The organism is Bacillus sp. GBSW19 (assembly GCF_002998655.1).
Taxonomy (GTDB): domain Bacteria; phylum Bacillota; class Bacilli; order Bacillales; family Bacillaceae; genus Bacillus.
Genome location: NZ_PVRF01000003.1, coordinates 1 through 12,749, shown reverse-complemented (window position 1 = coordinate 12,749; position 12,749 = coordinate 1). Strand labels below are relative to the sequence as shown.

Annotated in this window: 9 protein-coding genes, 7 tRNA genes and 2 rRNA genes; 6 read left to right on the top strand and 12 right to left on the bottom strand. The window is 43.5% G+C overall.

Annotated elements, in window-relative coordinates; translation table 11 throughout:
- Window position 1: 1 nt before the first annotated feature.
- The 6 genes from rocF to C6344_RS14555 all read right to left on the bottom strand — a co-directional run bounded on the left by rocF (window position 2) and on the right by C6344_RS14555 (window position 1,471).
- Entirely contained in the window at window positions 2-913 is a 912-nt protein-coding gene (gene rocF, locus C6344_RS14580; RefSeq protein WP_060595395.1) for an arginase, read from the bottom strand.
- Window positions 914-1,049: 136 nt separating this feature from the next.
- Window positions 1,050-1,121: transfer RNA gene (locus tag C6344_RS14575), tRNA-Gln, on the bottom strand.
- Between the two features lie 4 nt (window positions 1,122-1,125).
- Window positions 1,126-1,210, bottom strand: a tRNA-Tyr gene (locus C6344_RS14570).
- Between the two features lie 28 nt (window positions 1,211-1,238).
- A tRNA-Thr gene (locus tag C6344_RS14565) sits at window positions 1,239-1,311 on the bottom strand.
- A 3-nt stretch (window positions 1,312-1,314) separates the two neighbouring features.
- Window positions 1,315-1,390 (bottom strand) — tRNA-Val (locus tag C6344_RS14560).
- A 6-nt stretch (window positions 1,391-1,396) separates the two neighbouring features.
- A tRNA-Glu gene (locus C6344_RS14555) sits at window positions 1,397-1,471 on the bottom strand.
- A gap of 220 nt (window positions 1,472-1,691) precedes the next feature.
- On the opposite strand from C6344_RS14555, the gene murQ reads away from it, so the two are divergent.
- From murQ to C6344_RS14525, 6 genes are read left to right on the top strand one after another with little or no spacing between them, the layout of a single operon-like run.
- Entirely contained in the window at window positions 1,692-2,603 is a 912-nt protein-coding gene (gene murQ, locus C6344_RS14550; RefSeq protein ID WP_106039406.1) for an N-acetylmuramic acid 6-phosphate etherase, read from the top strand.
- A gap of 14 nt (window positions 2,604-2,617) precedes the next feature.
- Window positions 2,618-3,487, top strand: coding sequence for a MurR/RpiR family transcriptional regulator (locus C6344_RS14545; RefSeq protein WP_060595393.1), 870 nt, complete (start codon window positions 2,618-2,620; stop codon window positions 3,485-3,487).
- Complete coding sequence (locus tag C6344_RS14540; RefSeq protein ID WP_060595392.1) at window positions 3,484-4,857, top strand: PTS transporter subunit EIIC; 1,374 nt, start codon at window positions 3,484-3,486, stop codon at window positions 4,855-4,857. Before C6344_RS14545 ends, C6344_RS14540 begins: the two co-directional genes overlap by 4 nt.
- 19 nt (window positions 4,858-4,876) lie before the next feature.
- A complete protein-coding gene (pbp4b, locus tag C6344_RS14535) occupies window positions 4,877-6,232 on the top strand; it encodes a penicillin binding protein PBP4B (RefSeq protein ID WP_106073052.1) in 1,356 nt (451 codons plus the stop codon).
- 13 nt (window positions 6,233-6,245) lie between these two features.
- The gene (locus C6344_RS14530) at window positions 6,246-8,165 is read left to right on the top strand and encodes a glycoside hydrolase family 3 protein (protein WP_106073051.1); all 1,920 of its coding nucleotides are present in this window, start codon (window positions 6,246-6,248) and stop codon (window positions 8,163-8,165) included.
- Between the two features lie 11 nt (window positions 8,166-8,176).
- Window positions 8,177-9,424, top strand: coding sequence for an exo-beta-N-acetylmuramidase NamZ family protein (locus tag C6344_RS14525; RefSeq protein ID WP_106039410.1), 1,248 nt, complete (start codon window positions 8,177-8,179; stop codon window positions 9,422-9,424).
- A 39-nt stretch (window positions 9,425-9,463) separates the two neighbouring features.
- Here C6344_RS14525 and C6344_RS14520 read toward each other — a convergent pair whose 3' ends face one another.
- From C6344_RS14520 to C6344_RS14495, 6 genes are all read right to left on the bottom strand, one after another.
- Window positions 9,464-10,444: a bile acid:sodium symporter family protein gene (locus C6344_RS14520; RefSeq protein ID WP_081311457.1), complete on the bottom strand. Its 981-nt coding sequence runs from the start codon at window positions 10,442-10,444 to the stop codon at window positions 9,464-9,466.
- Between the two features lie 46 nt (window positions 10,445-10,490).
- On the bottom strand, window positions 10,491-11,930 hold the full coding sequence (locus C6344_RS14515) for a SulP family inorganic anion transporter (RefSeq protein WP_060595388.1): 1,440 nt from the start codon (window positions 11,928-11,930) through the stop codon (window positions 10,491-10,493).
- 339 nt (window positions 11,931-12,269) lie between these two features.
- Window positions 12,270-12,342, bottom strand: a tRNA-Thr gene (locus C6344_RS14510).
- 1 nt (window position 12,343) lies between these two features.
- Window positions 12,344-12,418: transfer RNA gene (locus C6344_RS14505), tRNA-Asn, on the bottom strand.
- 42 nt (window positions 12,419-12,460) lie between these two features.
- Window positions 12,461-12,576 (bottom strand): 5S ribosomal RNA (rrf, locus tag C6344_RS14500).
- A 61-nt stretch (window positions 12,577-12,637) separates the two neighbouring features.
- Window positions 12,638-12,749 (bottom strand): 23S ribosomal RNA (locus C6344_RS14495); the annotation flags it as partial.

The window sequence follows — 12,749 nt, the reverse complement described above, 5'->3', positions numbered from 1 at the left end:
TCTACAATAGCTTTTCGCCCATTAACGAACCAATCAACGCAACAGCTGCCTCGGCTGTTTTATTTTTTTCATCTAATACCGGATTCACCTCAACAAATTCAGCTGAAGTCAAAATACCCGCTTCCTCTAAAAGCTCCATGGCAAGATGACTCTCCCGGTAACTAATGCCACCCGCCACAGGAGTTCCTACACCAGGGCACTCCGCTGGATCTAGTCCATCTAAATCAAGCGACAGGTGGACACCATCTGTTCTTTCCTTTAAATATGAAATGGCTTCCTCCATCACCCTTGTCATCCCTAAACGATCTATTTCATGCATCGTATACACTTTAATGCCTTTCTCTCTAATCAATGCCCGCTCTCCTTCATCTAAGGATCGAGCACCAATTATAACAACATTCTCAGGCTTCAATTTAGGGGAATAACCACCAATGTTCGTTAAATCAGCATGCCCAAGACCGAGACTGACTGCAAGCGGCATACCATGTATATTTCCAGAAGGAGAGGTTTCCTCTGTATTTAAATCACCGTGTGCATCATACCAAATGGCACCTAAGTTTTCATAATGCTTGGCTACCCCCGCAAGTGTTCCTATCGCAATGCTGTGATCACCGCCTAAAATGAGCGGGAATGAGCCTGATTGCACAATACTGTCAACCTTCTCAGCTAGCAGCTGATTCGCACTAGCATTCTCCGTTAAATTTTTTAGCTTTTCACTTGTATATAAACCTTTCTCATCATCTCTTTGTTCAACCAAAATATCGCCGAGATCCTCCACATCAAATGAAAGCGATTCCAATTTTTCTTTTACGCCTGCACACCGAATCGCACTCGGTCCCATATCGACGCCCCTTCTCATTTGACCCAAATCCATCGGAACTCCGACAATCGTGACCTTCTTTTGATCTCCCATATGTACATCCCCTTTCCGTTCATGCTTATATTTTACTTTCTCGATGCCTTCTGACTCAACTCAACAATATTTTGAATAGTTATACATTCCGTCTGCCAACATAAAAAAAGACACCTTTTTGAAAAAGGTGTCTTAACTGGGCTAGCTGGATTCGAACCAACGCATGACGGAGTCAAAGTCCGTTGCCTTACCGCTTGGCTATAGCCCAAAAATGGTGGAGGGGGGCGGATTCGAACCGCCGAACCCGGAGGGAGCGGATTTACAGTCCGCCGCGTTTAGCCACTTCGCTACCCCTCCACATATGGAATTGATAAAGAAAAAACAGTGCCGGCAAGAGGACTTGAACCCCCAACCTACTGATTACAAGTCAGTTGCTCTACCAGTTGAGCTACACCGGCATATGGTGGAGGATGACGGGCTCGAACCGCCGACCCTCTGCTTGTAAGGCAGATGCTCTCCCAGCTGAGCTAATCCTCCACATCATGGTGACCCGTACGGGATTCGAACCCGTGTTACCGCCGTGAAAGGGCGGTGTCTTAACCGCTTGACCAACGGGCCAGTTTGTCAAGTTTGCTGTTTCCGTGAAGCTGACAAAAGTTATTATATACAGGTTGTCCCCCTTTTGTAAAGGGGATTTTTATTTTTTTTATTTTCTAATTATTTACCTCCAGTTAGCACAACGTTTCGAGTGAAATATAATTTCAATATTTAAATATAATGTTGAAATTTCATATCACACTGAATATACTGAAAATGAAGAAATAAGGAGGAATGTCGCATGCAGCCATCTCAATTGCGTTCTTTGACAACAGAATCAAGAAACCCTAACACAATGGGAATATCACAAGCAGATCCGCTCGAAATACTCCAGCTGATCAATGAAGAAGATATGAAGGTCGCTCAAGCAGTGAACCGTGTCCTACCACATGTCAAAACAGCAAGTGACTTCGCCTATGAATCCATTTCAAATGGGGGTAGACTCGTTTATTTAGGAGCCGGGACAAGCGGCAGACTTGGCGTGATGGATGCTGTTGAATGTCCCCCTACCTATAGCGTCTCACCTGATGTGATTGTCGGTATCATGGCAGGCGGCGACTCTGCTTTTTCACATGCTGCCGAAGATGTGGAAGACAGTGAAGAAGCCGGCAAACAGGATTTAGTACACATTCACCTGACATCAAAAGATACGGTCGTCGGTATCGCCGCCAGCGGCAGGACACCCTACATCATCGGCGCTTTAAACTACGCTAAATCCATCGGCGCAAAAACAGTAGCCCTCAGCTGCAATGAACAAGCAGAAATTAGCGAGCTGGCAGACTGCGCCATTGAAGTCATTGTAGGACCAGAAGCCATCACTGGGTCAACACGAATGAAAGCCGCATCCGCTCATAAAATGATTTTAAATATGCTTTCCACCTCTGTCATGATCAGACAAGGTAAAGTATATGAAAACCTGATGGTTGATGTAAAAGTCAGCAATCATAAATTAAAAGAACGCGCCATCACCATCATTCAACATGTGACAAACGCTTCCTATGAACAAGCCGTGAAGACTCTTGAAGCAGCAGACTTAGAAGTCAAAACCGCCATCGTCATGCTCCAAACAAACACAGACAAAAAAACAGCCAAGGATTTACTCAACAAAGCGAATGGCCATATCGACAAAGCCATCTCTCATCATCAATCCTAAAGGAGGCAGAGCTCATGTCAGCAGGTGGACTCACCCTACTACACACAATGAAAGCAAAGCTCCCCCAATCTGAAAAAATCATTGCAGACTATATTCTTGCCCATCCTGACAAAGTCATTAAAAGCACAGTACACGAGATCAGTCAGGCAGCCGGAGCAAGCAGCTCTGCTGTCATCCGCCTTTGTAAATCTCTCGGGCTAGATGGCTATCACGATTTAAAAATGCGAATCGCTGGAGACTTGATGCACGACGATAAACAAGGCTATCGTGATATCGAACAAGATGAACCGCTTCAATCCATTATTCAAAAAACAGCAGGAAACTCGATTCAATCGATTAAGGACACCGCTTCTATTTTAAATGCAGAAGCATTAGAAAAAGCTGTTCAATTACTGCTGCATGCAAACCAAATCCATTTTATCGGCGTCGGTGCATCTGGCATCGTCGCAGCGGATGCCCAGCAGAAATTTCTCAGAATCAATTATGCAGCGACTGCCTTCACTGACATGCACATCGCATCAACGGTCATCGCAAATGCAGGAAAGAATGACATCGTGTTCGGTATATCCTTTTCAGGAGAAACGTTAGACATCATTCAAGCCCTTCAGCTCGCAAAAGACAATCAAGTGAAAACCATTGCCTTAACGCATCCTGGTCAAACAAGCGTTTCTGCCTTAAGTGATGTTCACCTATCGACGTCCGGTTCCAATGAAGCACCTTTTCGCAGTGCAGCCACTTCCTCTAGAATGGCACAGCTCTACTTAATTGATGTCTTGTTCCTCAGCTTAGCTTCCCGTCAATATGAAGAGACAGCGCAATATATTGACAAGACAAGACATGCCATCCGCTCCATGAAACGAAAATCAAAGGGGGATTCAACATGAGTCATCAAAAGAAATATCAGCAGTTGGCGAAAGACATTCTTTCTCTCTGTGGTGGTTCTGAAAACATCTCTTCCCATACACATTGTATGACGCGTCTCCGAATTACACCGATTGACAATGAACAAGTTCACATCACAGCAATTAAAGAACTCGATGGCGTCATTGGTGTCGTTGAGGCAGAAACGCTTCAAATCATTTTAGGTACAGGTGTTGTCAACCAAGTATCAAGTGCGTTTGAACAGCTGCTAAATGCCTCTGGCTCTTATGATTTAAACAATGAAGCACAAAAAAACAAGCAAGCCATTTCACAAAAGAACCGCACACCGTTCAAGCTGTTCTTACGACGGATTGCCAGCATCTTTATTCCTATCATTCCGGCACTCGTTGCATCAGGTCTTATTACAGGGATTACGAAAGCAATCGTGCAAGCAGGCTGGCTCGATGAAAAGTCTCAAGCAGCGATCATTTTAACCGTTATTGGTTCAGGCTTGTTCGCATATCTCGGTATTTTAGTCGGATCAAATGCCGCAAAGGAGTTTGGAGGCTCTCCTGCATTAGGCGCATTAGCTGGTATCCTCATTATTAACCCAGCCTCCGCAGACATTATGTTATTTGGCACAAATATTCTACCAGGCAGAGGCGGGCTCATCGGTGTTCTTCTAGCCGCCATCTTTATGGCACTTGTGGAAACCCGAATTAGACGCTTCGTCCCGCAATCACTTGATATCATCGTCACACCAACCATCACACTACTCATTACAGGCATTTTTACGTACGTTGTCTTCATGCCAGTCGGCGGATTTATATCGGATGCCATCACCTCAGGATTAACTTATCTATTAAATATGGGCGGAATCTTCGCTGGATTTGTTCTTGGTGCGACCTTCCTTCCACTTGTTGTGACAGGACTTCACCAAGGACTGACACCAATTCATATGGAACTCATTAATTCCATTGGAGATGACCCGCTTTTGCCAATTCTCGCTATGGGCGGTGCAGGACAGGTAGGTGCGGCATTCGCCATTTATATGAAAACAAAAAAGAAAAAACTCAAAAGAGCCATCGCAGGTGGACTTCCTTCAGGGATGCTCGGCATTGGTGAACCACTCATTTTCGGTGTTACACTCCCTCTGGGACGGCCATTTCTCACTGCTTGTCTTGGCGCTGGAATCGGCGGCGCATTTCAAGCCTACTTCCAAATTGCAACGAAGGCGATTGGTGTATCAGGTCTCCCATTAACCTTTATTGTTCACACACATCAAATGCTTCTTTACTTAATCGGACTCTTTATTGCATATGTCGCTGGATTTATTTTCACATACTTATTTGGTTTTCATGATGATATGGCTGTTGAATTTGAGGAAAAATAAGCAATAGGAGGTCTAACTCTTGAAGAAATACTTTCTCTTAATAACAAGTCTGCTCATGCTCCTTGGATTACCAGCACAAACATTTGCAACTAGCTCCCATCCTGTATCGTCTTTGTCTAAAACAGCACCTGAAGAATACCCCGTCTTAAAAAAGGCAAAACGACCGGAACAAGCAGGTTTTTCTTCCAGGCAGCTTAGGAAGGTTGATCACATGATTCAAAACGACATCAAAGCAGGATTTCCAGGAGCCGCACTCATCATTATCAAAGATGGAAAAATCGTCCATCAAAAAGCCTATGGCTACAGGCAAAAATACGAAGGCACAACTGAACTCAAATCATATAAAAAAATGAAAAAGAATACACTGTTCGACTTAGCATCCAACACCAAAATGTATGCGACGAACTATGCCCTGCAAAAGCTCGTCTACGAGAAAAAACTGGATGTGAACGAAAAAATACAAGCCATCCTGCCAGATTTTAAAGATGAACCAGATGCAAAGGTAACCGGCAAAGATCAGCTCCGTGTAAAAGATCTTCTGACCCATTCTGCCGGGCTCCCTTCCAGTGTCTTATTTTATAGCAAAGAAGCCGCCGGCTCTTTTTTCTCTCAAGATAGAAAGACAACGATGAAATGGCTGCCGAAGGTGCCGCTGCAATACAAACCAGGCACCCAGCACATTTATAGTGACATTGATTACATGCTGTTAGGCATGATCATTGAGAAAAAAACAGGTATGCCTCTTGATCAATATGTAGAGTCGACGATCTATCGGCCGCTAGGTCTCAAACATACAATGTTCAATCCACTGCAAAAAGGATTTAAACCGAAGCATTTTGCAGCAACCGAACGTTTAGGTAATTCGCGAGATGGTGTCATTGATTTTGAAAACATTCGCAGGTACACCCTGCTAGGCGAAGTCCACGATGAGAAAGCATATTACTCAATGGCAGGTATCTCTGGTCATGCCGGACTTTTCTCTAACATGTCAGATATGGGCGTGCTGCTCCAGCTCATGCTGAACAAAGGAGGCTATGGAAAAAAAACCATCTTTGATCAAGCTTCTATCGATCTCTTTACAGCCTCTTCTGATACAAACCCAACTTACGGGCTAGGCTGGCGTAAAAACGGTCATACTGACATGGAATGGATGTTTGGAAAATATGCAAGTAACGAAGCCTATGGACATACTGGCTGGACCGGAACCATGACATTGATTGATCCAAAACATAATCTAGGTATCGTCTTGCTGACAAATAAGAAACATTCGCCTATCGTTTCACCTGAAACCAACCCAAATCAATTTGAAGGTGACCTTTTCCCAACTGGTACTTATGGAAGCATCATGACCGCAATCTACGAATCTTTTAAGTAAAAGGAGGAATTCGATGTTAAAAGCTCTTTTCCCCGCTACTCTGGTTTTGGCCCTGCTAACCTCTTCCATTCCAACGGAAAAGGTTAGCTCTGCCCCTCTTCCAACCGCAAAACAAATGGTGCAAGACATGTCCCTGGATGAAAAGATAGGTCAAATGCTCATGCCAGACTTTCGCAATTGGCAAACAAAAGATGAATCTGCACCTACAGGCTTAACAAAGATGAATAAAGAAGTGTTCCATCTTGTTGAAAAATATCATCTAGGCGGTGTCATCTTATTTGCGGAGAATGTCGTTGATACGAAACAAACCGTCAAACTCACCCATGAATTTCAAAAAGCATCACCAAAGATTCCATTACTCATTTCAATTGATCAAGAAGGTGGAATCGTCACAAGATTACAAAAGGGAACACATTTCCCAGGAAATATGTCGATTGGTGCCTCTAGAAGTAAGAAAAATGCATACGACACAGGTAAAATCATCGGCAAAGAACTAAACGCACTAGGGATCAATACAAACTTCTCTCCTGTGCTTGATGTGAATAATAATCCAAACAACCCCGTCATTGGTGTCCGTTCCTTTAGCTCTGATCCTGCTCTTGTCACTAGGCTTGGCCTTCAAACCATGAAAGGACTTCAAAAGGAAAAGACCATTTCCACACTAAAGCATTTCCCGGGACATGGTGATACAGCCGTCGATAGTCACTATGGCTTGCCGCTCGTAGAACATGACCTAGATCGTCTTAAAAAAGTGGAGCTGTATCCGTTTCAACAAGCCATCAACGCTGGTGCGGATATGGTCATGACCGCTCATGTTCAATTCCCTGCCATTGACCACACAACGTACAAAAGCAAAAAAGATGGCGAGGACATTATGGTTCCAGCAACCTTATCGAAAAAAGTCATCACACACTTATTAAAAGAAGAGATGGGCTTTCAAGGTGTTGTGGTAACAGACGCCCTAAATATGAAAGCGATTGCAGATAACTTTGGGCAGGAAGAAGCCGTGGTGATGGCTATTAAGGCAGGTGTCGACATCGCCCTTATGCCAGCACCAGTCACCTCTCTAAAAACAGAAAAAAACCTAGAGAATGTGTTCAATGCTGTAAAACAGGCGGTTGTAAAGAAAGAAATTCCGATGTCTCAAATCAACCAATCTGTCGAAAAAATTCTTCAATTGAAAATCAAACGCGGCATCATTTCTTCCAAGAAACCCATCACCCTTGAGAAAAAAATCAAAAAAGCCACTCAAGTCGTTGGGAAAAAGTCGCACCGGAAAGCAGAACAAAAAATGGCACGTGAAGGGATCACCCTGCTTAAAAACAACGAAAAGACCTTACCATTCAAGCCTAAAAAGAATAACAAGATCTTGGTCATGGCACCTTACGAAGATCAGACAAAAGCCATGTCTGTCACAATTGACTCTCTGATCAAACAAAAAAAGATCAAGCCTGTACGTATCCAATCATATGCGTTTGCGGATAAGACCTTCACTAAAGAAACAGCCAAACTAATACAAGATGCTGACTATGTGATTACCGGCTCTTACGTTGTCCAAAATGACCCAGCTGTGAATGATGGTGTGATTGATGACAATGTACAGGACCCGAAAAAATGGGCTACTGCCTTCCCTCGTGCTGTTATGAAAGAAGCAGCAGCACAAAACAAAAAAATGGTCATCATGAGTCTAAGAAATCCTTACGATGCGGCAAATTTTGAGGAGGCTGATGCCTTACTAGCCGTTTACGGTTTTAAAGGCTACTCAAACGGGCAATTCAATCAGCCAAATATTCCTGCTGGATTAGAAGTGATATTTGGCGCTGCATCACCTAAGGGCAAATTGCCTGTGGATATCCCATCTGTCACTCATCCAAATCAAACCCTGTATCCATTCGGCTATGGACTCAACTTGAAAGGGAAACAGATCAAATAGGAGGGATTCTCTTGAAAAAAACAGCAAGCTTGATACTCGCAAGCATTCTCATTATGAGCACATTGACCGCCGCCTCCCCCGCAAACCAAGAACGAACAGATACAAAAGGAAAAAAAGCAGCGGTCAAAACAGGGATCGAAACACTACTCTCAGGCAACCTTGCATGGTTAAAAGGGAAAAGGGTCGGCCTCATTACGAACCCAACTGGTATTGATGCAAATATGAAAAGCAGTGTCGATCTCCTATTTGAGCATCCAAGTATCAAGCTTACTGCTCTATATGGACCAGAACATGGTGTGCGCGGCGATGCACAAGCAGGAGAAGGCGTCGAATCCTATACTGATGAAAAAACAGGTCTCCCTGTTTACTCTCTCTATGGAAAAACAAGAAAACCCACGCCTGACATGCTCAAAAATGTAGATGTCTTGCTGTTTGATATCCAAGATGTTGGTGCTCGTTATTACACCTATATTTACACGATGGCTTATGCGATGGAGGCCGCTAAAGAAAACAACATTCCCTTTGTTGTCCTAGACCGTCCAAACCCCATTGGCGGACTAAAAGTAGAAGGCCCTGTCTTAGAACCTGAGCACGCTTCATTTGTAGGGCTCTATCCAATACCATTAAGACATGGAATGACCACTGGTGAACTAGCAAAATTCTTTAACAAAGAGTTTCATATCAATGCTGATGTCACAGTCATCAAAATGAAAAATTGGAAGCGTTCCATGACGTTTGATGACACGAAGCTGCCGTTCGTCCTTCCTTCACCTAACATGCCGACAGTGGATAGTACCTTTGTATATCCCGCCACAGGATTAATTGAAGGAACAAATGTCTCTGAAGGCAGAGGAACAACAAAACCGTTCGAGCTCATTGGCGCTCCATATATCAATAGCAGCGAACTAGCAGATCATTTAAATCAGTTAAAACTAAAGGGTGTACAATTTAGACCAGTATCATTCACCCCCACTTTTTCTAAACATGCAGGTAAGCTATCACACGGTGTGCAGCTATACGTCACAGACAGCTCTTCATTCGAAGCGGTAAAAACAGGGTTATCCATCATCAAAGCCATACATGATTTATATCCAAAAGACTTTCAGTTCCTTCAAACAGGCAGCTTTGATAAACTCATCGGAAATGGTTGGATCAAAGAAGAAATCAATCAAGGTACTTCCGTCAAACACATCATGAAGCGCTATCATCATGACCTCAAATCGTTCGAAAAGAAACGGAAGAAATATCTCATCTATTAATTCGCAAAAAGACCTCCATCTCATAAGATGGAGGTCTTTTCATGATAAAGATTTAGTCACAGCAGGCGCCTTCAGCTCAAAACGATTGAGTAAGAAACCAAACAAGGCAGCAAGCACTTGCTGAAATAGCATGCCAATCACAACAGGGACAGCAACAGCAGGCGGGAAAAAGCTAATAGCAAGCACAGCTCCGGCACTAATATTTCTCATGCCGCCCGTATACACAATGGCCACAATCTCCCCTTGAGTACATTTCATCACCTTTCCAATCAACCATGCAAAAGCATATCCACTCATCGCAATGAAAAAGACAGTCGCTGCTTTGCTAAAAAATGCAACATCCAGTTCACGCAAATATGGGGCGACAACAGAACTGTTAATCGATACGACAACAAACAAGCCTAATTTTGAAAAAGGAGACAGGGTCTGACTAATTGTTTTCGTCACCGATGGCTTTGCATACTGGCGAACGAGCATCCCTAAAATAGAGGGCAGTACCACCATACCAAACAGCCCTTTCATGATCGCAACCATGTCCATATGGACCTGTGTACCGACGAAGAGTGACAAGCTTACTGGCACAATCAATGGCGAAAGCAATGTATCAATTAAAATGATAGATAACGTTAACCCGACATTCCCTTTATACATCGCCGCCCATATTAAACTAGAAACACCTGTTGGAATCACCATCGCAAGCGTCAAACCGGTGATCGTCATGGAATCACCCGCAAATATCAAATGCCCCGCTGACCAGGCATAAAGGGGCATCAGCACATGTAAAATCATAAACGATAAAATCAAAGGCAATGGGTGCATCACCGTATGCTTTAAAGCTGAAAAAGTAGATGACAAGCTCCCTGAAAATGTCATCATGGCAAATACCCAGGGCACCATAAACGTAAAATCCTTTAAATAGGCCGACAATAATACACCGAGTAACACACTAATGGGCGTAATAAGCGGCATCATCCGGCCGAGCACTTGGTTCAAACGCACAAGCATGCCGGCCACCTCCATCCTTCACTTTCTTACCTTTTCTATTGTAACAAACAGAAAGATCTTTTTAAGAACCATTCACCTGTTTCACAAGCTTTCGACTCGAGGTATCCATTCCAACTACGTCTACCTGTACACCAGCTGCTTGATACTTTTCCTTTACACGTTCTATCGCTGCCACGCCTGATTCATCCCATATACGCGCTTCAGACAAATCAATCACAACGGCTTGGAGATCTTTCTCCTGATGGAACGCTTGGATGAAATCAGTGACAGAAGCAAAGAAAATTTGCCCTTTAATTCGATACACCCAAATACCCGCTTGGCTTTCTGTAGAGGTAATATGAAGCTTTGATATTTTTGCTACAAAGAATATCGCACTAAGCAGCACACCTGCAAACACACCTTTTGATAAATCATGAGTCAACACCACAGTCACGACCGTGACAATCATGACAATAGAATCTGTTTTCGGATTCTTTTTTAGCTGCTGAAAGGAACTCCAATCAAATGTCCCAACGGAGACCATAATCATCACAGCCACAAGAGCAGCCATCGGAATTTGAACCACCACATCTCCGAGTACAAAAATCAGCACCATTAGAAATGCGCCCGCTACAAAGGTAGAAAGACGGCCACGCCCGCCTGCCTTCGTATTAATCACTGATTGACCAATCATCGCACAGCCAGCCATACCACCAAAGAATCCTGCAACCACATTAGCAATCCCTTGACCTCTCGCTTCCTTGTTCTTACGACTAGACGTCTCCGTCATATCATCGACAATCTGTGCAGTTAAAAGAGACTCAAGTAAACCAACCATCGCAAGTGCTAAAGAATAAGGAAAAATGATAGTAAGTGTCTCCCAGCTAAACGGTACTTGAGGAATCAGAAAAGCAGGCAAAGAACTAGGAAGCTCTCCCATATCTCCAACCGTTCTAACATCAATATGTCCAAATACAGCAATGATCGTCATGACAATAATCGCAATGAGTGGGGAAGGTATCACCTTTATCACCATCGGCAATAAATAAATAATCAACAAGGCGCCACCTGTCATGATATACATGGCCATTGATTCTCCGACGAAATGTGGAAGCTGAGCCATGAAGATCATAATAGCCAACGCATTCACAAAACCAACCATCACGGACCTCGGAATAAATTTCATCAGACGAGACACTCGGCAGAGTCCAAACACTATTTGAATCAGACCTGTTAAAATCGTAGCTGCAAACAAATATTGCAATCCATGATCGGCAACCAAATTAACCATGACCAGAGCCATAGCCCCTGTAGCGGCCGAAATCATACCTGGCCGTCCACCAACAAACGAAATCACAATTGCAATACAAAACGAAGCATACAACCCGATCTTCGGATCAACGCCCGCAATAATCGAAAACGCAATCGCCTCTGGAATTAAGGCCAGAGCCACTAAAATACCCGCAAGCACATCCTGACGCACATGCCCAAACCATTCTTGCTTTACAAATAAATCTTTCAAACCATCTACTCCTTTTTATATACATACCGAACATGGAAAAATGAGGTTAACCAAACCTGGAGATGAAGAAAAGAAAAATAAACAATGCTTCACTTTCGGGGGAAAAGAGGAACGTACAGAGTCTTTTGTTAGAGAGGATATGTCACTTTCGTAAGCATAAATAGGGTACTGTAGACCAAAACAAAAAACGGCACATGTAAAAATCTAATGCAAACCAATCCATTCGTATAGCAATCTTGTTTGTGATCCAACGTGAATGAGTTCAAATATATATGAAAACAAAAAAAGCCTTCTCATCATCGAGAAACCTTAAACATTAATCATTATAATTTAGAGGAAAGCTTCCAAGCGGGCTCGAACCGCTGACCTCTTCCTTACCATGGAAGTGCTCTACCTACTGAGCTATGGAAGCATGGCTCCGCAGGTAGGACTCGAACCTACGACCGATCGGTTAACAGCCGATAGCTCTACCACTGAGCTACTGCGGAATGATAAAGTAACTTCTTCCATTGGAAGGATATAAACAAAAAGCTTGGCGGCGTCCTACTCTCACAGGGGGAGACCCCCAACTACCATCGGCGCTGAAGAGCTTAACTTCCGTGTTCGGTATGGGAACGGGTGTGACCTCTTCGCTATCGCCACCAAACCTGATGGAGAGAATGTTCTCTCAAAACTAGATAACAATGTTCAAACTTCACATTAGAATATAGGTTAAGTCCTCGATCTATTAGTATCTGTCAGCTCCACGTGTCACCACGCTTCCACCTCAGACCTATCAACCTGATCATCTTTCAGGGATCTTACTTCCTTGCGGAATGG